This is a genomic window from Streptococcus sp. FSL E2-3494 (assembly GCF_038007085.1).
In the GTDB taxonomy this organism is placed as follows: Bacteria; Bacillota; Bacilli; order Lactobacillales; family Streptococcaceae; genus Streptococcus; species Streptococcus thermophilus.
In genome coordinates this window covers 208,281-232,188 of record NZ_JBBOWN010000001.1, presented here as the reverse complement: position 1 = coordinate 232,188, position 23,908 = coordinate 208,281, and the positions used below count along the sequence as shown (strand labels likewise).

Genomic DNA, 23,908 nt, shown 5'->3' with positions numbered 1-23,908 from the left:
AAAGAAGACCACTCTTGTCTTCTTTTTTTATTATTTTTTACCACCCTTAACAGGTTTCTGATTTGCTTTCGCGATAGCCTCTTTAATCGTATTGGTATATAATTTAGCCCCACGGTTAATAGAGTCACTATCGGAGCCAAAGTGAACCCCATCTGTACCATTCCAGATAGAAATATTTTCTTTAGCAACTTGATACCAATCAGCAACCGTCACAAAGTCATATTTCTTAGCCATCTCTAACTCATACTTACGTAACTGAACCAAAGATACGGCTTCACTTCCAGACTTACTACCATTATATGGTGTCACAAAGATGATATGGTGACCTTTAGGTAGATTTTTAATCATTTTATTAATGACCCCTTTATAGTCATCAATCTCATTAACACCACCAGCAATAACAACATCTTTTGCAAGGGCATTACTATCCGCATAATCTTTAAGTAAATCATTAATAGTTGATAGATTACGGCTGACTACTGCATCTATAGCGACATTATCAATACTTGATTCAATCTGATCTTTCGACCTAAGAGCAACGGAATCCCCTAGAATTACCACTCCTTTATTCACACCAAAAGAGGTAGCTTGACTGTTTTCAGCATTGGTACGTGTTAATTTCATCTTCGTCTGAGCTTGTGACAATCCCTTAGCTACCAAATCTTTCTCAAAGTTCCCAACAGCTGGCGCAAAGAGAGAAATGAGCACTGTAATTAAGGTGAGCCCACTGAAGATATAGAGCACAATATGTCGGTAAGGTGTCAAGTCCAAATCTATTCCAAAGAGACTTCCCTTTCTTCCCGCAATAAACGGCTCTATTATATAGTAGGAAAGTGTCGCAAAAACGATTGACAAAATTGTTGTCAGTATGACTGCAATGATATTATTGGTTAATTGGCTGAAGATAATATATAGCGGCCAGTGGAACAAATAAACGCTGTAACTGATTTCCGCCAAATAACTAATAAAAGCAGGCTCTGATTTGCCAGGTAGCTTCTCATGGAGAATACGTGCAGAGTAAATCATGACAGCTGTAAACAAACTAGCCAAAAAGAACCCAAATAGATAGGTAATACGTTCTTCAAAATGAAGGACTAATCCCAACAATAAGAGCAGAGCAAAGCTACCAACCATATAAAGAACTGTCTTTTTAAGTTCCCATAGGCGAACATTTTTCTTAAACCTAGCAGTCGTCTCATGTACACCTGAAAGTGTCGCAAAAAGCGAACCTAAAAAGAAAGGATAAGCGTGCGTGATTGAAGAAAAATACAAGCGAGAAAAACCATCAACAAAGAAAGCACTAATAAACATAGATAGGAAACTCACCGTAAAGCAGGTAAGAGATACCATGAAAACTAGGCCTCTAAATTGATTTTGATGCTTAACACGCTTTGCTAGGAACCAAAGTAAGGCACCCCAGAGAATATAATAATGAACCTCAATAGCCAGACTCCATGTATGGAGGTAGATATGCTGGTTAAACTGATTCTCATAATTCCCCCCAGTTAAAATTTCATAATAGTTAGTTACAAAACCTATAACAGAGGTGATCTGATGCCCGATGCCTGCAATGAAATCATTTCGAACCAAGAGTGCTAAAGGGGTACAGATAAGAACCATCAGTACAAGTGGGGGTACTATACGGTAAAAGCGTCGTCGCATAAAACCAAGATAATCAATGCGATGTGTCCTAGACATCTCATCAATCAAAAGTGCCGTAATCAGATAGCCTGAAAAGGTAAAGAAGACATCAACACCAATGAATCCCCCAGGAAGAACGCTTGGAAAAAAATGATAGACAAGAACTAAAAGGAGCCCTGTCACACGAATATAAGAAAACCAGTTAATTCTCATCCTTTAAAAATCCCTTGTGTAAATTTTCCTTTGTAGATAACCTTATTTTCAGTAGTCAATTTTCCTTGGCCATCTGCTTGACCAGACTTGAACTCTCCTTCATAAGTCCAACCTTCGTGAGATTTAAAAGTTCCTTGACCATTAAAAGAACCATTTTTAAATCCACCCGTATAGGTATCACCATTATCATAGGTCAGAGTTCCTTGACCGTTTAAACGATGGTTCTGCATCTGACCTTTATAGGTGATTTTAGTCCCATCAATTTTAATAGAATGTTGCGTTTTTATAGTCACCAACAACAAGGACAGAGCGCATAAAATAATAAGCCCTACCGTGATATGCTCAAATTGATTACGATTAATATCAATATTTTTGAAATCAAAATTCTTTAGCTGTTTAAAATTCATTGTCTATCCCTAATCCACTGTAGCCAATCTTGGCAAGCTGCAGTTACCAAATTGTATGTTTCTTCAAAATCACCTGTGTACCATGGGTCCGGAACCCCACCAGGTCTAAAGAGCTTAATTTTATCGTCATAACGACCCGCAGATACTTGTAGGAGATCCTCAACATTTGACTCATTCATCCCCACAATCAGATCAAAGAATTCAAAATCTGACTGACTTATCTGTTGTGAGCCTTTGGAAGAATCAAAAGAAACCGCATATTTCCTTAAAATCTTTTGAGTTCCTTGGTGAACTGGATTTCCATGTTCCCAAGACGAAGTTGCACGACTTTCAATATGCAAAGACCCATCTTGGTCAAGCGCTTTCATTATAAACTCCGCCATAGGGCTTCGACAAATATTTCCCAGACAAACAAATACAACCTTATTCATTACTCACCTCTTACCCCAAAGCTATTAAGAAATTTGCTCACTTATTCTCTTGGTTACAATTGTTGCTATACTCCTAAATCATGAAAGTAGGTTCTCGTTAATTTTCATTTAATCAAACCATATTATACCGAAAAACTAATCAAATAGAAAGATTTCTCTTCTAATACTATCGAAAAATTGACACGCGTTTTTTTTAACAGTTACCAAGTCATTTAGAACCTTATTATGTTTACTGACTAAAGAAAAAAGCACCTAGTTTCCTAGATTCTTTATCTGGCTCTATAATTTCTGTAGTGGGTAAAACTACTGTAGGGATTATAGAGCTTTTTAAGTATACACAAAAAGTCCCATAAGAACTATAATGAAGAGCGACAAAACCATCATTAGGAAGAACTTATGAGACTTATGAAGAATACCACAAAATTAATCGGAATTAAAGACCCTAACATCATTATTTCTCTTGTTTTTGAAACGGATATTCATATCGAGGTTCAAGCAAAATTTGATTACCCTGCACCATCATGTCCTCATTGCCATGGAAAGATGATCAAGTACGACTTTCAAAAGCCTTCTAAAATCCCTCTTCTCGAGCAAGCGGGAACGCCAACTCTACTACGTCTGAAAAAACGTCGTTTCCAGTGTAAAAGTTGTAGGAGAGTAAGGGTGGCTGAGACATCTATCGTTGAGAAAAACTGCCAAATCTCCAATCTAGTCCGACAAAAAGTTACACAACTCCTAACTGAGAAAGTGTCACTAACTGATATTGCAAGAAGACTTCGCGTGTCGACGTCCACTGTCTATCGTAAGCTTGATCAGTTTACTTTCAAGGAACATTATGACAAACTCCCTGCTGTTATGTCCTGGGATGAGTTTGGGTTCAAGAAAGGGGAATTGGCTTTTGTAGCGCAGAATTATGAGACAAACGAACTCATAACCATCCTTGATAATCGCCGCCAAACTACTATACGAAACTACTTTTTGAAGTATCCATTGAAAGTCCGACAACAGGTACAGTTTATCACGATGGATATGTCTGGAGCTTATATTCCACTGGCTCGCAAGCTCTTTCCAAACGCAAAAATCGTTCTTGATCGTTTCCACATCATCCAGCACCTTGGACGTGCCTTTTTAAAGACAAGAATTGCAATTATGAACCAGTTCGATAAGAAGTCACTACCCTATCGAGCCTTGAAAAATCACTGGCGACTCTTCCAAAAGGACAGCCGTAAACTATCTCTCAACTCTTTTTATTCAAAGACTTTCCGCCAAACTTTAGCACCACATGAAGTTGTTGCGAAGACACTAGTCTTTTCAAAAGAGCTTACTGACTACTATACACTTTATCAGCTTTTGCTTTTTCACTTTCAGGAGAAGAGAGTAGATGAGTTCTTTGAACTGATAGAGGAAAATAGGAGCAAGGTCAATCATTATTTTCAAACTGTCTTTAGGACTTTTCTTAGACACAAGTAATACATCCAAAATGCACTAGAAACAGACTATTCAAACGAAAAACTGGAAGCGACTAATAAGTTGATCAAAGACATCAAACGCTTGGGCTTCGGTTTAGAAACTTTATCAACTTTAAGAAGCGTGTCTTCATCACACTGAACATACATAAAAAGAGGACCTATCCGGTCCTCTCTAGATGTTAGCTTTTCGTCACCCACTACAGTTGACAAAGAGCCCTTTATCTTCATTATTAGATATTTGACCAAACACTCTCAAGAATGTTTGTTTGTTCACGTCCAGGTCCTACAGAGAAGGTAGAGATACGTATACCGACCAACTCACCAATACGACGAACATAATTACGGGCATTTTCAGGAAGCTCATCTAAACTACGGCAACCTGTAATATCCTCTTCCCAACCTGGCAATTCTTCATAAATTGGTTTACAACGTTTCAATTGCTCAAGGCTAGCCGGATAGTAATCAATGCGCTCACCATCAAGATCGTAGGCTACACAAATTTTCACAGTATCAAGACCAGAAAGAACGTCGATACAGTTCAAGCTAAGGTTTGTAATACCTGATACACGACGGCTATGACGCATTACCACTGAGTCAAACCATCCCACACGACGTGGACGTCCAGTTGTTGTTCCATATTCATGGCCAACTTCACGGATACGTTCACCCACTTCATCAAACAACTCAGTTGGGAAAGGACCATCGCCGACACGACTTGTATAGGCCTTACATACACCCACAACCTTATTAATTTTAGATGGCCCAACACCAGAACCAATTGTAACACCACCAGCAACTGGGTTTGATGACGTTACAAATGGGTATGTTCCTTGGTCAATATCAAGCATAACTCCTTGAGCTCCTTCAAAGAGGACACGTTTACCTGCATCAAGAGCATCATTCAAGATAACAGATGTATCTGTGACGTATTGTTTAATTTGTTGTCCGTAGGCGTAGTATTCTTCGAAAATTTCATCGAATGATAACTCTTCAGACTCATACATCTTACTGAAAAGACGGTTTTTCTCAGCCAGGTTTGTCTTCAAGCGACTAGCAAAGATTTCTTTGTCTAAAAGATCGGCAATACGGATACCAACACGCGCAGCCTTATCCATATAGGCCGGACCGATACCTTTGTTAGTTGTACCAATTTTATTGTCACCTTTAGCAGCTTCTTGCAGTTGATCAAGTTTAATATGGTATGGCAAGATAACATGTGCGCGGTCAGAAATGCGAAGACTCTCTGTTGATACACCTTCTGTATGAAGATATTCCAACTCTTTGACAAGTGATTTAGGATTCACTACGACACCATTACCAATGACAGAGATTTTCTCTGGGAAGAAAACACCTGATGGAATCAAGTGCAACTTGAATTTCTTACCATCGATAACAATCGTGTGACCTGCATTGTCCCCACCTTGATAACGTGCGATCACTTCGGCATCTTGACTTAGGAAATCTGTAATTTTCCCTTTACCTTCATCACCCCACTGGGTACCCACAACAACTACTGATGTCATATTATTTTGATAACGGACAGCTCCACCTTTACGAGGCTGTCCCCACCTTTCTTGAAAAACTTCACGGTGGGAATTTCACCCACAAGTTTTGCGTTACAGTTTATTATAGCAGAAAAAAGTCTATTTGTTCAACGTTGAAAGCGCTTCTTACAAAATATTCTGACAGTTATAGCTAAGATTGCAACTAGTTATTTACTATATCTTTTTAACCTTGCTTATTATGTATAACTATCAGCTATTTAACCTGCTTCATATAATCATTTAACTGCCTTTGATTCTTTAAAATAATTGTCTTGTCAGAATAATTTTTAACAACTGCATTATATCTCTCTACATATTTTTGAGAACGTCCGTCTAATAAAATCCATTTCACAAATGTAAAATCAAATTTTTCATTACAGCCTTCTGCCATGCTAGGACGTGTCTTTCCCCTATATGTTAAATAACGCCTAAACGCCCGATAGAGACAATTAACTCTGTTAAAGTTGAAATAGACAATACAGTCAGCTTCCCTCATACGTTCTTCATAAAGACAGGCCGAGTAATTCCCTTCAATAATCCAATCACTTTGTAGCATAAATGTTGATATATTGTCAGTCATTTCATCAACTGTTCGCTCTTGCCAATTTGATGTGAAATGAATTTTATCTAAATGAAGTACCTCACAATTGTAGTGTTGACCTAAAAAATTTGCCAAAGTCGACTTTCCAGAACCACTATAGCCAATGATTGCAATTTTCAACTCATGTCTCCTTTTTCAATTCTGTTTCTTGACTATTATCATAACACAAAGCAGATATCTTACGAGGCAATAATTCATGTTTAAACAAGCAAAAAAAGCCTTGTAAATCAAGGCTTTTCCTGTTGTATTTAGATGCCCCCTACAGGTAGTTTATAGAGATTTATACATATAGAGAAAAGGATTTTTATTGATTTTATGCGATTTTAGTATCTTTATATTTTAAAAGAATTTTTGTTTCGCAACAAATTCACAACAAGTTTTGTTTCATATTTTATCTTATACTACATAGTTAAATATAATTTTTAATAAAGTAATTTAATAACAATAATATAGATAAAAGGGAGAGAATGAATGCTGAGCTTATCACAAGACTAACGCTCATATAATTCAGTAAAAAACTTAAAGCATATAAAATTAATAATCCACTTATCCTAGAGATTGTTGACTTGAGAGATATTAACGAAGATATTGTTTTCGTTGATACCTGTTTATTAAAATATATATTTAGGACAAATTGAATTATATAAAATATAAAGACATATAAAATATAGGCTATAAGATAAACTACGGGCAAGTTTGATAAGAAAAATAAAGGCAAGGCAATAACTAATAAGAGAAATAATCGATAGTTAACTAACTTTTGTAGTTTGTCTGTATGTATAGAATAGGATAGGATACTGATTATTTGAAAAAGAAAATAGAAAGCTGTGAAATATCGTTTATCAATACCTTTTTCCAATAAAAAGGATTGCCACAATTGAAAATGTGCTTGAAAAAATAACTGTGTTAATAAGTCAAAAACAATAATAACTCTAAGAATACTATTTTCTTTTAGCTCTTTAAAACTTATAGAAATTTGTTTCTTAAAAGTATCTATATTTATTTTTTCTTTATAGTAATCTCTATCTTCTTGGAAGAAAAAGCCAATATCAAAAATAGATAAACAAACTAATATTATAGCAATAATATATATTTTTATACCTATCATAAAATATAGAATACCACCTATACCACTACCGATAATCATAGATGCAAATTGAATTTTATTATCTTTAGAAATAAAAGATTCAATAAGTTTATCATTAGATGAACGTTTCAATTTATTTATTAAATAGGAATCCAAAGTACCGCTTTCAAATGCTGCTGCAATCCCATATATAAACCAAGCTAAATATAAAAAATAGAAGTTGGAAGATATAAGGACAATAAGAAACATAATTATTAATAAAACTCTTGATGATAAGTATAAATACTTTCTTGACCAATTGTCTGATAGCATTCCACTTGGAAATTCAAACAATATAATTGCTAGACTGTATGCAGACTGTATTATTAATATTTGAGAAATTGATAGTCCTTTTTCTAGTAATAAGACTGTAAGTATTGAATGAGGTAGTGTATAGGCAACTGTAACTAAGAAAGTTGCAAATAGATAATGAAAAATTTGTTTTTTAATCATCTAGTGTGCCACCACATATACTACAGTTAGGGTCCTTGGTATTAGGTAGGACATACTTTTCAAAGGAGTTACTATTAATACCCACTCGAGCATTAAGGGATTTTATACTATCATTATTACCTGCAAAATATTGAATAATATCCGATAGCGCTAAATCACATGCTAGTGAATTATTAATAATACTTGATGGTGAGGCATATTGTTTATGCAACTGTGCCATTGTTTCATCATTAGAATTAATCTCGCCGTTGATTGAAAATGTTCCATAACAGAAAGGACAAGAAGTTTTGTGAGGAATAACAAAAGGACTGATTACAGCAATATCATTTAAATAACCAATATTTACAAATGGAACATTATTGGTGAGAAAGTATTTTGATGATATTGAAACAGCAGTATCGTCATCTCCAGATAATATCCCAAACATTGAATTAGTATCTTTGCCCTCAAGAATATTATTGATATTATTAGTACTTATAAACTCTGTATATACTTCAATATCAAGATTAGGATTACGTAATTTTAGTGCATCAGCAATTACTTCTGACTTGTATTTTCCGATATCGTTTATCGTAAATAGAAATTGTCTATTTAAGTTACTTCTTTCAATTTTATCACCGTCGATAAGAACTAATTTTTTAGGAGAGTAGACCGATAAAGCATAACTCATAAAGTTTCCAATGCCACCACAACCAATAACGACAAAGGTTGTTTCTTTAAATTTAGTTATAACATCTTGAACGTTATTTATTATTAGGTCCAGATAAAGTCCGTTTTTAAATTCCATAGTATCTTCTTTTTGGAAAACAGCTTTACTAGTAGTGATTAATTTATTAGCTACTAATTTTTTAAAAACCGACTTATCAATATTATTACTATCTAACCAGTTTAAGATTTCATCTTCATCTTTTTCTGTAAGTAGAAATTCTAGAATCTTTAGTGATAAATTGAATTCATCATCATTAACTGTATATTGTTTACTGCCAATACCAATTAAGTTTTCATTAGATTTTAGTGTAGTAGCGGTTAAGCTTGTTTTGTATTTCATAAATTAATCCTTCCCATTTATAATAAAAAAATCTATTTAACTATATCAAGAGATATAGCCAAATAGATTAAACCGATTAACCAAGTGTGGTTAGTTCAAGATTGTCCCTTTCATATTGGGTACCTCCTTCATATTTTTAGACAATTATACGCCGCATGAAAAATAATGTCAATTCAAAAAATTCTGAACTTTACTTTTTTTAATTTTTGTTATTTTTTTATTTTCATATTGGTTGAATTATATTGTATCTAAAGTATTAAATTATATTCTCATAGGATTCTAGTTATTGAACTTAGGGGTGGTTTTCATTGGTTACTTTTAGGTTACTACCTTTTTTATTTGCTTCCCACCACCTCAACTGACGTTCATTACTATCTATCATTTCCAAAATAAAATAGAGCTCATCTTTCATTGATTGAGGGAATTCTATTGCTTGTATGGGTAGTGTAAAATAAGTTGTGTAAACACAAAAAGGAATAAATCCGTTATAGTAGAGTTGCGAAACATTACTAGAAAGAGATTTATTCCTATGACTCAGTTTACCACAGAACTACTTAACTTCCTAGCCCAAAAGCAAGATAGTGATGAATTTTTCCGTACTTCTCTTGAAACAGCTATGAATGATATGCTTCAAGCAGAGTTATCAGCCTTTTTAGGGTATGAACCTTACGATAAATTAGGCTATAATTCTGGGAATAGTCGTAACGGAAGCTATGCACGGAAATTCGAAACCAAATATGGGACTGTTCAGTTGAGTATTCCTAGAGATCGTAATGGGAACTTTAGTCCAGCTTTGCTTCCCGCTTATGGACGTCGAGATGACCACTTGGAAGAGATGGTTATCAAACTCTATCAAACCGGTGTAACGACTCGAGAAATTAGTGATATCATCGAGCGAATGTATGGTCATCACTATAGTCCTGCCACAATTTCTAATATCTCAAAAGCAACTCAGGAGAATGTCGCTACTTTTCATGAGCGAAGCTTAGAAGCCAATTACTCTGTTTTATTTCTTGACGGAACCTATCTTCCCTTAAGACGTGGAACCGTTAGTAAAGAATGTATTCATATCGCACTTGGCATTACACCAGAAGGACAGAAGGCTGTTCTTGGATATGAAATCGCCCCAAATGAAAACAATGCTTCTTGGTCCACCCTGTTAGACAAGCTTCAAAACCAAGGAATCCAACAGGTTTCTCTTGTAGTGACCGATGGCTTCAAGGGGCTTGAAGAGATTATCAATCAGGCTTACCCATTAGCTAAACAACAACGTTGCTTAATTCATATTAGTCGAAATCTAGCTAGTAAAGTGAAACGAGCAGATAGAGCGGTTATTCTGGAGCAATTTAAAACGATTTATCGTGCTGAAAATTTAGAAATGGCAGTGCAAATTTTAGAGAACTTTATCGCCGAATGGAAACCAAAGTATAGGAAAGTCATGGAAAGTCTGGAGAATACGGATAATCTTTTAACTTTTTATCAGTTTCCCTACCAGATTTGGCATAGTATTTATTCGACAACCCTCATTGAGTCTCTTAACAAAGAAATCAAACGTCAAACGAAAAAGAAGGTTCTTTTTCCTAACGAGGAGGCTCTGGAACGTTATTTAGTTACCCTGTTTGAAGATTATAATTTCAAGCAAAATCAACGCATCCATAAAGGGTTTGGCCAATATGCTGACACACTTGAAAGCTTATTTGATTAACATTTGACCTGATATAATTAAGTTGTAACACCTGTGTATAGTTTGGTAAAATACATACATAATCCAAGGAGATGTTACAATGACAAATAATCGTTACGAGCCTGAGCTCAAACAAAAGGTTCTTCGCCTCTATCTGGAAGAGGGACGAACCAAGAAAAGCCTGACCGAAGAATATAATCTTGGACAAGGCACGCTGACATACTGGTTACAGCAATACCGCAAAGAATGCGATAACAGCCCAACAAAACGGGAAGAATCTGATTCATACGAAGTTGCAAAAAAGCTACGCAAAGAAATTGAAGAACTCAAAAAGGAAAATGATTTTTTAAAAAAAGCGGCAGCATTCTTTGCGAAGGAAATCGATTAGCTCAGTACCAGTTCATCCAGAAATATCAACAGACATTTGGGGTCAGATGGCTTCTTAGAAGAATGAACATCTGTCCAAATGCTTACTATAATTATCTTAAAAACAAAAAACATGCTTATCGTCAGGAAAAGGCAGAGATTCAACGTAAAATTGTTGAAATCTACCACCGCGAAAATGGAGTTCCTGGATACCGAATGATGAACGATTATCTTAAGGGTATCGGAAGCATTCGTTCAGATCTGACAATACATCATTTTATGAATGAATTGGGCTTGCGTTCCATCACACGTCGCAAGAAACCAAACTATGTAAAAGGAACTGCCAATAAAATCTTTCCAAACCTTCTGAATAGGGAATTTGATGTAAAAGAACCCAATAAAATATGGTGTACTGATTTTACATATTTAACTCGTCCAGATGGAACAATGCGTTACAATTGCACGATTATAGACCTTTGCGGTCGTGAAGTGGTTGCATCATTAAACAGCAGTCATATCGATACTGAATTGGCAAAGGAAACCTTGAAAATCGCACTAGAACGTCGAAAACCAGCAAAAGGAATTATCCTGCATTCTGATCAAGGGCGTCAATTTACCGCAAAAGAATTCAATAAATTTTGTGATAAAAACTATGTCCAACAAAGTATGAGCAAAGCAGGCTGTCCATATGACAATGCCGTTATGGAAAGATTCTACAATACGCTCAAACACGAATTCTATTATCTCTACAAGTTTGATTCAAATGACATTCTTGACCAAAAGCTCTATGAATTCGTTTATGGGAAATATAATCACGTAAGACCACATCGTGCAAACGGTGGACTTACACCTTATGCTGCACGATGTCGTGCAGCGTAAGAAATTTTATACACTAGTGTTACAAAAATGCTTGACTAGGTCAATTCTTCAACTCTACTTGAGTGTTTACACATAATTATTGACAGTATCGGGCAATTCCTATATATGAAAATATTAATACTTAATTATTGCAAAAATATATAATATGTCTATAAGATTTAGAAAGGAGAAAAAAATGACTACTCAAAACCTAAATAAGTTACCAGGAACAATTGCAGTTCCAATGGATAAAATTCGTATTACGATTTACTGTCCAAGTTTTTAAGGAGAAAAATGATTATTCAAATTTTGAACAGTTTACCAAGTGATTCTTTTGAATTTAAAGATAGACTTCGTATTACAATATACTCCTAATATTCAAAAGGTTAACGCAGACTGCACTATGTTTGCGTTTTTTGTTATAATTGTATAAAAGGAGTTATTTTATGATTGATACTATTGACATAGGTTCTTTAACGAAAAAAATTAGATTATCAAAAAAACTTTCATTAAAAGATGTTGCTGGTGATTATCTTTCGGTTTCGTTTTTATCTAAGTTTGAACGTGGCGAGTCTGAGATTTCACTTTCTCGTTTTCTTTGTATATTGGAAAATTTGGATGTAAGTATCGAAGAAATTTACGGAATTTTATCGAAAGATAATCCTACAAGAACTGAGGAATTACTAGCAAGGGTCAGTAAGGCATTTCAACAAAATAACATACCTGCTCTAAAAAAATATTATTATGAAGAAATAGAAAAGTTTAATTCAACACACAAAAAAATATTTTTATATAATTCTATTTTGATTGATTCATTTTTAATATCGATAACAGGTAAAAAAATGAATAAAAAACATATTGAAGTTATTTCTGATTATCTTTTCGATGTAGATCAATGGGGGAAAAGAGAGTTAGTAATATTAGGTAATAGTATGTCAGCGGTGCCTACAAATACATTAAATTTATTAATAAAAGAAATTATTTATAAGACTACTTTATTTGGTAATAATGAGGAAAATAAAAAAATAAAAATTGATCTTATTTTAAACGGAATCTCAATATTTTTAGAGAGGAAAGAACTAAATTATGCCAAGTTCTATATTGATCTTTTTGATACACTTACCATTCCTGAAGTTTATCTCTATGAGCGAGTGGAATATAATATATTAATAGGTACATATTGGATACTTATAGGTAAAATAGAAGTCGGCAAGAAGAAAATTGAACTAGCTTTGGAATCCCTCAAAAATTTAGGTGCTGAGAATTTACTGCTAATGAGAGAAAATGAATATGAAGAATTATTGAATTCTATTATATGACACTTTTTACTAAAAATAAAATACTGCTGTTACACTAGTTATATAGTTATACAGCAGTATTTTATTTTTAATAGGAGATTTATCATGGAAGAACTAATTACACCAAGTGAAAAGAGAATCATTAATAGAAAAAAAGGGGAAATATATGATTATATTTCATATTCAAATGCTTTTGTTCCTTATCAAGGTTGGAAAATTCATATATCTGCTAATTTAATAGATTATCAGTCTATTTTAGATAATGTTTACCATGTTTGTTCTATTTTTCAAACGCCATTTAAGTATATCAATAAAATATCTGAGTTATTCCGTATTTTATCAAAACACGTTTCGCAATTAGAGATTGGAAAATTTATAACTATATATCCTAAAAACAAAGAAACTTTTTTATTATTATTGGAAGAACTATATGATAAGATACCCAAATATACTGGAGTTCAAATTTTGACAGATAGAAGTTATAAAGACTCAGAAATAATTTTTTATAGATATGGAGTAATGAATGCACGTTTAATTAATAATGAGCGACCAAAACTTAAATTTAATGGAACCTTTTATGAAGATATAACGGAACCATACTATACATGTCCCCCATTTGTTGAAGATATCATATTTAATAAAGTTGTAGATGACTATAATATTGAATCTTTATTCCATGATAGATATCAAATGGAATCTATTATTCATAAATCAGGAGCAGGTAATGTATATATTGCGATTGATACTATTAATGAAGAAAAGGTTATTATAAAAGAAGCTAGAAAAAAAGTATATATTACAGAAAAGATTTTAGCAATAGATCTCCTTTTAAATGAAAAATGTATTCTAAAAAAATTGAAAGGTAAAGTCGATATTCCAAATTACATTGAGTGCTTTACAATTGAGGGAAATTTATATCTTGTTGAGGAATTCATTGATGGACAAAGATTGGATATTTTAAAGCCTGAATATAATTTGTTGATAAAACGAAATTCTAGCGAGTTAGGAAGATATAATAAAAAAGTAAAAAAAATAATTTCTAATCTATTTTTAAGTTTATATAAAATCCATCAGGAGGGAATAATATTAGAGGATATATCTTCAAGTAATATTCTTTTAACAAATGATGATAGAGTATTTTTTATTGATCTCGAAACCGCATATAATAAGAATGATGGAATTATTGTTGAGACGACAAATGAATGCTATCCCAAAAACATTTCTCAAAAAAATGAACAGCGAGATATTGTTAAAATGTGGTATTGTATAATTGATTTATTAACTAATTCTACTAGTCTTTTAAAATATGATAATACAGGAGTGAGTACCTTAAATTTATTTTATAAAATGAGTTTAGAGAATAATTTACCTAAATCTTTAAGAAAAAAATTTATTAATGATTTTAGTATAGTGGACTTTAAGAATACATTTATAATAAAATTTATTGAAATGGGTTTAAATATAGAAAAAATAGTTAGAATGCAACAAGATTTAACAGAAACTATACTTTCCCATAATACTTTTGAAATTTATGGAAAAACAATATTAGAGTCAATTGATAATTATAAACATATTAGTAATATGGATTTAAAATTTTCTAGCGATCCCAGTTTCTCTTCTCTTTATGATAATTGTAATAAAAGTATAGATGACTTAATCGGAATCGCTATACTTGATAATAATTTTGAACTTTTTTTAAATTGTAATTTAGATGAACTACTACATAATATGAGCTACTATCAAAAATATTATCTACTCAGACTTTTCAATGACACTAAAATATGTGATAGAGTCTACTTTATAAAGGTCCTAAATTCAATCATCAAAAATGATATTAAGTGTATTGATGGAGTGAAATATATAAAATCCAATGAGTATTTTAGCCCATATTTAATAACTGGTAACTCTGGGTTAATCATTGAACTTATTAAGTTCAGTAAAAATAACAATACAATGAAGTTCGATGAATGGATTAGAAGTTTATCAGAAGGAATTAGTTATACATATGCTAAGGGAACCTCATTGTATTATGGATTAGCAGGATTGGGTTTGGCAAATGCTTGGCTTTATTATTATTTTAAAGAAACTTCATTTCTTAAAACGAGTATTAAGATTTGCGAACATATTTTTGATTTTTCTATTAAACAAAATACAAAAACTATATTGATAGACCCGATGTCCGAAGAAATTGATTATACATATTCAAAAGGAATGTTGGGGCAGTTGTACTTTATTAATGAGTTGCTAAATATAATTAAGGAATAACATAATGAAAAAATATATACTAAAATATAAACTGCTAAATCTTATACATATAATATTAATAGGATTTAGTTCTGCATTTTTAGTTGGAGCATCAGTCACACTCTCAATCATGTTAAATAAATTGGTTGAAAGTGATTTTAAAGGCTTCCTCATATGGTTAGGCATTGAATTTGGAGTTTATTTGTTATTTTTGGCAGATACATACTTAATTAGAGTAAATCAGACTAAATTAATTCAAAAAATGACTCTTTCTCTCAGAGATGATTATATTAACAGTCTAACTAGAAAATCGTTTAGTGAATTTAAAAATAAGACTGTTGGAGAACACTTGTCAATTTTAAATAACGATATAAAAATTATCGAAGAAAGCGGATTTGAAAGTTTTTATTCATTAGTTTCAACAGTTTTCACAACTTTTTTTTCAATTATTGCTCTGTTTAGTTATGATTATAGAATAGTGCTTTTATCTATACTACTTACTTTGATCCTAACTTACCTTCCACGAAGTTTTGCCCATAAGATGGAAAAAGCTATGAAAAGATTTTCTATAGGTAATGAAACATTTATTTCATCACTAACAGATCAATTACTGGGATATGATACGCTATATTATTCAAATAAAAAAGAGATGTTATCAATTAAATGTGGAGAGGTAATAAAAAAATTTATTTTTGAAAAAATAGTATTTATTAAAACTAGTAGCTTAATTGAAATAATAATGAGTTTATTTTCAATTATTTCTCAAATGTTAGTACTACTTTTAACAGGTTATCTTATCATTTTAAAACAAGTTTCAATTGGTTCAATATCATCAGTCGGACAAATTTCCGGAAATATATTTAACTCATTAACTACGTTTAATCAATTACAGGTATCAATATCATCAGTAAATATTATATTTGAAAAATTTGGAGCTTTTGAGAAGAGTTCCCATTATAGATATATTGATAAAGATATTGAAGAAATCAAGTTAACTAATGTCGGGTATTCCTTCAAAGATAAGGAAATTTTCAAAAATATAAATTGTAGTTTTGAAAAAGGAAAAAATTATGCCATAGTTGGAGAGTCAGGTAGTGGAAAATCAACTTTAATAAATATAATTTTAGGAAATAATAAGCAATATAGTGGAAGTGTAAAATACAATGATGTAGAGATATCTGATATTGAAGAATCTCAATTGTTTAAAAGCGTTTCATATATAGGAAATATTACTCATATTTATCATGATTCTCTTAGAAATAATTTAACACTTTGGGATAATAAAATAAATGAATCAGAAATTATCAATATCCTTAAACAAGTTAATTTAATAGATTTAATTCCACGATTAGATGATGAAGTAAGTATGTCTTTTTTATCAGAAGGGCAAAAGCAAAGATTAGGTATTGCACGTGCCTATCTTACTAAAACTAACGTAATAATAATGGATGAATCTATGGCAAATTTAGATAGAGATAACGCTTTTCTAATTGAGAACCAGCTATTAAACGATCCTACAAGGATGTACATTACTGTCTCTCATCACTTACAGGAAAAACTACTAGATAGATTTCATAGTATTATTACACTTTAAATTGAGAATTCAATGTTACTATACACAACAAAAATTAATTTATACAAAAATAATATTTATCAAAAGTTTGGAAATTATTTCGGGGACAAATGATGGGACATTTCCTCTTTAGACAAGTAAGAAAGCCTTTATTTAAAGGCTTTTTTATGTATAGTATGATGCCCCCTACATGAATTTGTATGAATTTTTCATATTGAAAATAATCAAAAATGTTGAAATATAAGTTATTTTTAGAAGATACTTGGAGCATTTTTAAATATAATTATTTCAAAATGGGGCAAAAGTGGGGCAAAAACGAATGACTCATAAAGGTTTCCAACTTGCTTTGAAAACCAGGCTTGAAAAAGGCTCGTAAAGCATCGAAATTTAGTAAACGTTAAAACTGATTTACACTTATTGAAAGCATTTCGTATCCAAAATACGGGATTCTTTTTCCATAAAATCAAGAGAGGTTGGGCAAAAACTACAAGTTTACCCTTCTGATTAAAATTTTAATAACCAAAAATAGCTTGGAATCAACGTTTATAATGACGCAATTCTAAGCTATTTTTTATTTTTAAGGTTTCTTGCCTAATCTCTTTATCATTTGGCTAACCTACTCCGATAACGATAATACCTTCAAGTATTACAAACAACAAACTAAACAATGCTTTTTTATTCATGGTAAATACCTCTTTTCGTTTTCTTATATGATATAATATTTTTAATATTTGTGAAGAAATTTCCCTTATAAGCAATTTAGGAGGTGACTAGAATGAAATATGGAAAAATTTTTAAAAAATTTAGAGAATCTCGAGGTTTATCTTTAAAAAATGTTGCAAAATCAGGTCTTTCAAGTTCCCATCTCTCAAGATTTGAAAATGATGAGGCTGATTTAACCATCAGCAAATTTTTTTTTAGCGTTAGATGCAATACATATGCCTATCGAAGAATTTGTTTACGCTGTACGTGATTTCCGCAGAGATGACTTTAATGAACTTTTAGAAAAGATTCGGTATTTAGTATCAAATCGTGATATAGACGGAATGAAAAAGCTATTAATTAGCCAAATGGAAAAGAAGGATAAAAAGGAACCTTTCGCTTCATTTAACACAATTTTGATTAAAATAAGATTACAGGATTTATCAGGAGAAACTTATGTAACAGACCAAGAGATTGTTACTATCAGTGATTACTTGTTTTCTGCGGAATACTGGGGTTATTATGAATTGCTACTGTTTATGAATACAATAGACGCTTTAAATCATAACACAATGATGATTTTAGCCAAAGAAATGTGTCATCGTTTGGATTTTTATAGAGATATTCCAAATAATAGACGTTTATTGGCAACTATGTCGCTCAATGCTTATATCACCTGTATTGAACGCAATGAATGGATGGACGCTCTTTATTTTGAAAAACAGCTAAAATATTGTAACTTTTCAGAGACTGAAATGTATGAAAAACTAGTGCTCCATTATGCTAATAATTTATATGATCTAAAGAAAAATAATAATCGACATGCTGTTTTGGAAATGAGAAAATGTATTGCTGCCACGAAATTGGTAGATAGCAATCAAATATCTATAAAATTTGAAAATTATTTACAAAAAGTATTAGATGACATGAGGTGAATTGCGTATAAGGGAAAATATTATCCTCTTCTGATAAGGTTATATAATGAAACTATCAAATAAAGGAGGTGAAAACCATGGAAAAACTTCAGGTGATTGACCTTGAAGAACTTTTAGAGTTTGATCAAGGGTATGTAATTAATGCTAGCTGTGGTCCAAGTCATTCTTGTGGCGGTGGTCGATAGCTTCTTCCGAGATGAGGAGTGATTCCTCATCTCAGTTTTTAGTCTGGAGGATAATTATGATAAAGACAATAGAAACAGATATAGGAACATATTATTTTGATTCTGTTAATTTTACTTTATCTTTGTCACCTATTTCAAAACAAAGTTCACCAACTCTAGATTCTGTTGAAGATGGTGTATTAAAAAAAGTAGTTATAAATATTTCTAATAGTTGTAATTTATCTTGTTCGTATTGTTATGCAGATGGTGGTAACTATGGTATGGATAATCGTATTATGGATTTAACTACTGCTGATAATATTATCCAAGAGATAGCAAGTAAAGGAGTTACACAAATCAACCGTCTCATACTTTTCGGGGGAGAACCTTTTTTTAAATATAGAATTATTTATATATTTTATAGAAAAATTATCTACATTATTAAATGTAGTGAAAATTGAAACAGTTACTAATGGTACTGTTTTAAATAAGCGTGTTAAAGAAATGCTTGTTAAATTTCATCCTTATTTAACCATAAGTTTAGATGGACCAGAAATTGTTCATGATAGACTCAGAGGAAGAGGGAGCCATCGAAAAACATTACGTTTTATTAATTATTTAAAGAATATTGATTATGAAAATTTTGAAATAGCCTCGACATATACTAGACTTCATCAAAAAAATGGTCTAAGTAGAGAAGATATCTTTCAATATTTTACTGATATGGATGTGCATTTTAATATAAATGATGTTTTTACTAAAAATAAAGTGCTAATTGTGAAAGAGATGGAAAAAAGTTTGGCTGAAAGAAAACAGTTCATAGATAAATCCATTCAACATGTAATCAACAACAATGAGAAGGCATTTATCAGTCCTATTTTATATGATGTATTAATATCAATGATATACAAGAGTACGAATCGTACATTTTGTGATGATATTGACCCTTCGAATACATTAACTTATGATGTAGATGGTAGTAAGAAACTATGTTTCAGATTTTGGGGAACTCACAACAGTCCTAAAGCGGAATCATTTAACAACAAAGATAACTTTGAAAAGTGTAAAAACTGCTGGTGTAGAGGTATGTGCTTGGAATGCGTTGCCAATGTTATTGATGGATATTCTTCTGTAATTAGTGAAGATGGGGAATTTCTTGAATGCTCTAAACCAGAACTGATGGAATACTGTATTAAACAGATTATATATTTATCCAAGGACAGAGAAAAATTATCTAGGTTGGTAAATAATTTTAGGGGGTTTATACGCTATGCTTAGGAGTTATGTAACGAAAAAACATCTCACCTTCTATTTTCTAGCCATCGTCATCACTTGGTTAGAGGCCATTATCACCCCTGCCCTTATCCAGTATATCGTCGCTAGTTTTACCAACCGCCAGTTGCATCTCCTCTGGCAGATTTTGCTCTGGGGGATTGGGGGCAATCTGGTGCTTGTCCTGGGCTTGGCTGGGAAGCGCTATTACTATGCTCGTTTGATGACTGACTTTAAGGTTGGGATAAAACGCGCTATTTTTCGGACTTTTTTATACAGCCGTCAGATTCCTGATGAGGAGGTGCTGTCTGATCTGGAAAATGATGTCCAACAGTTGGAAAATAGCTATATAGAACCGACCGTCATTATCGTATCCTCGCTAGGTTTTACAGTCGTTTCCATCGCATATGCCCTCTGGACCAATTTCTATCTGGGGTTATTGTTTATCATCTTTTACTCGGTACCAGTTTTGTGTAGCGGACTGGGTTCGAAGCGTTTGGATAGGATTGCGGAGCAAAAATCCCTGGCAAATCAGAATTATATCGCCCGTGTCAACAATATGATTGCAGGTATTGCTCCTATTCGTCATTATCAGGGCCAGAATTTGTTTTTCAAGAGATTTTCTAAAGACCTAGAACAGGCGTTGCAAGAAGAAGTGTCCTACGAAAAGCAACGGTCACTAAACAGTTTATTTATCAACAGTATAGATGCATTTTGCTCTGTGGCGCCCATTGTGATTGGCGGATTCATGACCTACCAGAACTACCTTTCTGCGGCTAGTTTTGTCGGCATTTATCTGGTCTCCCACAACATCGGCTACCAGTTTCAAGAACTGTCCTACTTTATCAATACCCGCAAGTCTGCCAAGTCCCTCTGCGATAAGTATCAAGACTTGTTTGGAAATAAGTTGGCTACTGACAGCATATTTGACCAATCTGTCTTTCCTATCCAGTTGGAGCAGGTCAGTGTGGAGAAGGATGGGGAGACCATTCTAGCTCCTTGTGATCTGACTATCCACGCTGGGGAAAAGATTGCTATCATCGGAGAAAGCGGAGCGGGCAAAACCACCCTGCTCAACATCCTATACGGGGAAATCCATCCTAGTCAGGGGCAAATTCGTTATCAAGGACGGGAACTAACCAGCTGTCAACTCTATCAGGCTGGTGCCTATATCTTGCAATCTAGTCATGTTTTTGACGATTTATCTGTGGAGGAAAACATCGCTCTGGGACAGGAAATTGACCAGCAAAGAATGGATAACATCTTGCAAGAAACAGGGCTCCTCAGCCTAAAAGGCAAGGTACCCAGCAACCAAACTTTATCAGGCGGTGAAAAACAGCGCCTTGAAATCGCCCGTGCTCTCTATCACAAGCGACAGTTTATCCTAGCAGATGAGGTCAAGGCTAACCTGGACGCCAAAAATCAAGAAAAAATCAACCAGCTGCTCTTTTCACTTCCTCAAGCTGTGGTGGAGGTCATTCACCACTACACCAAGGAAGACTTGAAGCGCTATGATAAAGTGATTCATTTGAAAAAGTAGTTATGCCAATAGTGTCTATAGACAAATTGTATATCTGAAAGGCTCTTTGTCAACTGTCTTGAGTTGATGAAAAGCTAACATCGAGAGAGGACACAATTCGTTCTCTCTTTTCTTATCTTCAAAGTGATAAGAATGCGTTTTTTAAAGTTTTCAAAGTTCCTAAAATCTCATTTAGAACTATTTGGAATTGTGGATACAAAGCAACCATTGACTAAATAATTAATGAATTGAATGAGTATTTAGAGTATTTATTTTTAACTCAAAATTGATTAAAATCTTGCGTAAGCCCAAAGAACTGGGAAGAAGCGACCGTGACGGATATTTGGAGAGAGGATTTATCTAAAAAACTAGAAAATAAGTTATTTCTTTCATAACAGAAAAAGCGAGTTCAAACTCGCTTTTTCTATTTATCAAATAATTCCTTATTTTCAATCAAGAGTTCTAGTGGAGATTTGTCTCTTGCTACAATAAAACCAGGTTCATATTGGTTATGAAATGTTCTTTTCTGAGAAGTTGGATCAGTATACAACTCGTCTCCATCTTCTGTGTATAGTTGTTTGCCTCTTGTTAGGTAAAGTAAATCCTCTAAGTACTGTCCATCAGTTTCTAGAAAATTTTCGATGTATTTGACAGCCTTTAAGATCTCACTTACTTTATCAGAGTATTCATTCGATTCAAGAACACTCTTTTCTAATTCAATCTCTTTACTAGTTCCAAATAGTTGGGTTGGAGTTGCATTAAAATATTCTGCTATCTTATCCAAATTTGCAAAGGTAGGATAGCTTTTTTGTTTTTCGTAGTCAGAGATGGATTGTTTACCGATTCCTAAATCTTCCGCAAGTTGAGTTTGACTTACTCCTTTTTCTATGCGTAGTCGTGCCAAATTGGGTCCAAAATTCTGAATAATAAAGGTCATGATAAACTCCTATGTTGTATTTTAAACTTATTCTATCACCTATAAACTTACAAATCAAGTTTTTAGTTGACTGATCAAAATATTTTTTTATAAAATATATTTATAACTTATAAATAAGTTATAAATGATACAAATAGCTCATATGTTTAGGAATAGTGAGTGAGGAGGAATTTGAGGACGAGACTATGACTATGACTGATGACTATTCGAAGCCTTGGAGCTAGAAATTGTGTGGACAAGGGCAAGGGACGAGCCTGACGTGAAGTCAGGCGAAGTCCTGCAGGCTGCCGTCCAGACAATTTCTAGCCAAGCAAAAGCTGGCTATTCTAACAGCCAGCAAAAAGGTACACTTAGGACAACGTCCAAAGAACGACGGAACGAGCAAACGTTGATTTGACGGTGTTTCTGAGGCCTAAAAAATCTAAAAGAAGGGGGGACAATTTTGTTGGTTTCTATACAAGATTTAAGAAGCATTCAAGAACGATGTGAAATAGGAGAATTAGTACAGAGGTTAGATGTCAGTATTGATAGATTAACGGTTATCTGGGATACAGACACTGGTTCCCTAAGACGAATTTTCAAAAATCTGAAACAGGCAATAAGTACAAGAGTTGACTCATTTGAAATACATGATAACGTGCGAGATGATGTCTTTACTTTAGCTAAGGATTTTAATGAGTATGATTCAATCAATATTATATTTTTCCAATTATCCACTTATGGAGGTGAACAATTGATTCGGATTGATTTCAATCCTAACACTTTAAAAGAATTTGATGGAATGAAAGTATGGAGGCAATTAATGTACTTTGCCAGATTGAATTCATTGACGGTACGTTTGTCTCGTTTTGATTTGACATTCGACATTTTCAACAGGCCTGAAATCGTTAATTTGCAACATATTAAAGGTGGTGTTACCCATAAGGTCTTCTATGGTAGAGGGGGCGAATTAGAGACGAAATATTGGGGTTCTAGCGGTAGTAATGTACAAGTTAGGTTATATGATAAGAATAAAGAAATCATTGCTCATAAGCGCGAAGAGAAGCTAGATTTGGGTGTAAATCCGTTTTGGTGGAGACTAGAGTTCCAACTCAGAACTAAAGCGATTGGGGAGGATATGGTGCAAGATATTATGAATCGACTTGATAATTTCGGATTTTATAAGCTAGAACATATTCGAGTGGATCAAAGAGCCTTTACAATTATCTTTCTAAGCAATCCTGAACTGTTATCATTAGCTTTTCCAAATTTAAAATCAGACAGCATCAAAAAGAAAAAAACAAGAGTCCGCAAACTATTGAGAGAAGAAACGAATCAATTTGCGGAAGAATTAAAAGAAGTATTAATACAGAATCTCCCTAAATTAAATACAGAATTACAACTACTTGTAGGTGAGTTTCTGACTTTAGAAAATCAATAAGGA

At 33.1% G+C, this 23,908-nt stretch carries 17 protein-coding genes and 3 pseudogenes; 12 read left to right on the top strand and 8 right to left on the bottom strand.

Annotated features, from left to right (window positions below):
- Nucleotides 1-30 precede the first annotated feature (30 nt).
- The 3 genes from NST05_RS01220 to NST05_RS01210 are packed head-to-tail and all read right to left on the bottom strand — an operon-like array spanning nt 31 to nt 2,692.
- Nucleotides 31-1,854 (bottom strand): acyltransferase family protein, encoded by a 1,824-nt coding sequence (locus NST05_RS01220; RefSeq protein ID WP_084829157.1) that lies wholly within the window; start codon nt 1,852-1,854, stop codon nt 31-33.
- Complete coding sequence (locus NST05_RS01215; protein ID WP_002948620.1) at nt 1,851-2,261, bottom strand: membrane protein; 411 nt, start codon at nt 2,259-2,261, stop codon at nt 1,851-1,853. Before NST05_RS01215 ends, NST05_RS01220 begins: the two co-directional genes overlap by 4 nt.
- Nucleotides 2,258-2,692, bottom strand: a complete 435-nt coding sequence (locus NST05_RS01210) for a low molecular weight protein-tyrosine-phosphatase (protein ID WP_084829158.1) — start codon at nt 2,690-2,692, stop codon at nt 2,258-2,260. The genes NST05_RS01215 and NST05_RS01210 overlap by 4 nt, the downstream gene beginning before the upstream one ends.
- 396 nt (nt 2,693-3,088) lie before the next feature.
- On the opposite strand from NST05_RS01210, the pseudogene NST05_RS01205 reads away from it, so the two are divergent.
- Nucleotides 3,089-4,337: pseudogene (locus NST05_RS01205) on the top strand (ISL3 family transposase).
- A gap of 54 nt (nt 4,338-4,391) precedes the next feature.
- Here the strand turns inward: NST05_RS01205 and NST05_RS01200 are convergent.
- The 4 genes from NST05_RS01200 to NST05_RS01185 form a co-directional block, all read right to left on the bottom strand.
- Nucleotides 4,392-5,684: an adenylosuccinate synthase gene (locus tag NST05_RS01200; RefSeq protein ID WP_002952173.1), complete on the bottom strand. Its 1,293-nt coding sequence runs from the start codon at nt 5,682-5,684 to the stop codon at nt 4,392-4,394.
- A gap of 235 nt (nt 5,685-5,919) precedes the next feature.
- Nucleotides 5,920-6,426, bottom strand: a complete 507-nt coding sequence (locus NST05_RS01195) for a DNA topology modulation protein (protein WP_084829161.1) — start codon at nt 6,424-6,426, stop codon at nt 5,920-5,922.
- A 289-nt stretch (nt 6,427-6,715) separates the two neighbouring features.
- Nucleotides 6,716-7,885 carry an MFS transporter gene (locus NST05_RS01190; protein ID WP_014295309.1) on the bottom strand — a complete coding sequence of 390 codons (1,170 nt, stop codon included), beginning with the start codon at nt 7,883-7,885 and terminating at the stop codon, nt 6,716-6,718.
- Nucleotides 7,878-8,933, bottom strand: a complete 1,056-nt coding sequence (locus NST05_RS01185; protein ID WP_340742870.1) for a ThiF family adenylyltransferase — start codon at nt 8,931-8,933, stop codon at nt 7,878-7,880. Before NST05_RS01185 ends, NST05_RS01190 begins: the two co-directional genes overlap by 8 nt.
- 529 nt (nt 8,934-9,462) lie before the next feature.
- Between NST05_RS01185 and NST05_RS01180 the strand changes: the two genes are divergently transcribed.
- The 9 genes and pseudogenes from NST05_RS01180 (at nt 9,463) to gggC (ending at nt 21,569) form a co-directional block, all read left to right on the top strand.
- Complete coding sequence (locus tag NST05_RS01180) at nt 9,463-10,638, top strand: IS256-like element IS1191 family transposase (protein ID WP_340742869.1); 1,176 nt, start codon at nt 9,463-9,465, stop codon at nt 10,636-10,638.
- Nucleotides 10,639-10,717: 79 nt separating this feature from the next.
- Nucleotides 10,718-11,862 (top strand): IS3 family transposase gene (locus tag NST05_RS01175; protein ID WP_155778329.1). Its coding sequence is split into 2 segments (ribosomal slippage): nt 10,718-10,979 and nt 10,979-11,862, totalling 1,146 coding nucleotides; the frame shifts between segments, so codons are not numbered across the junction.
- A gap of 425 nt (nt 11,863-12,287) precedes the next feature.
- Nucleotides 12,288-13,160, top strand: coding sequence for a helix-turn-helix domain-containing protein (locus NST05_RS01170; RefSeq protein ID WP_011681722.1), 873 nt, complete (start codon nt 12,288-12,290; stop codon nt 13,158-13,160).
- Nucleotides 13,161-13,244: 84 nt separating this feature from the next.
- Nucleotides 13,245-15,404, top strand: a complete 2,160-nt coding sequence (locus tag NST05_RS01165) for a class III lanthionine synthetase LanKC N-terminal domain-containing protein (protein ID WP_011681723.1) — start codon at nt 13,245-13,247, stop codon at nt 15,402-15,404.
- 4 nt (nt 15,405-15,408) lie between these two features.
- Nucleotides 15,409-16,977, top strand: a complete 1,569-nt coding sequence (locus NST05_RS01160; protein ID WP_002948640.1) for an ATP-binding cassette domain-containing protein — start codon at nt 15,409-15,411, stop codon at nt 16,975-16,977.
- 754 nt (nt 16,978-17,731) lie between these two features.
- Nucleotides 17,732-18,593: pseudogene (locus tag NST05_RS01155) on the top strand (Rgg family transcriptional regulator).
- 77 nt (nt 18,594-18,670) lie between these two features.
- Nucleotides 18,671-18,778 (top strand): streptosactin, encoded by a 108-nt coding sequence (gggA, locus tag NST05_RS11015; RefSeq protein ID WP_002953591.1) that lies wholly within the window; start codon nt 18,671-18,673, stop codon nt 18,776-18,778.
- A gap of 56 nt (nt 18,779-18,834) precedes the next feature.
- Nucleotides 18,835-20,035: pseudogene (gene gggB / locus NST05_RS01145) on the top strand (streptosactin maturase GggB).
- Complete coding sequence (gene gggC, locus NST05_RS01140; protein WP_014622049.1) at nt 20,028-21,569, top strand: streptosactin export ABC transporter GggC; 1,542 nt, start codon at nt 20,028-20,030, stop codon at nt 21,567-21,569. Before gggB ends, gggC begins: the two are co-directional and overlap by 8 nt.
- A gap of 403 nt (nt 21,570-21,972) precedes the next feature.
- Here gggC and NST05_RS01135 read toward each other — a convergent pair whose 3' ends face one another.
- The gene (locus NST05_RS01135) at nt 21,973-22,485 is read right to left on the bottom strand and encodes a helix-turn-helix domain-containing protein (protein WP_014608793.1); all 513 of its coding nucleotides are present in this window, start codon (nt 22,483-22,485) and stop codon (nt 21,973-21,975) included.
- A 214-nt stretch (nt 22,486-22,699) separates the two neighbouring features.
- Here NST05_RS01135 and NST05_RS01130 point away from each other — a divergent pair, with 214 nt between their 5' ends.
- Nucleotides 22,700-22,882 (top strand): hypothetical protein, encoded by a 183-nt coding sequence (locus NST05_RS01130; RefSeq protein WP_024704268.1) that lies wholly within the window; start codon nt 22,700-22,702, stop codon nt 22,880-22,882.
- 45 nt (nt 22,883-22,927) lie between these two features.
- Nucleotides 22,928-23,905, top strand: coding sequence for a replication initiation protein (locus NST05_RS01125; protein ID WP_084829163.1), 978 nt, complete (start codon nt 22,928-22,930; stop codon nt 23,903-23,905).
- Nucleotides 23,906-23,908 lie beyond the last annotated feature (3 nt).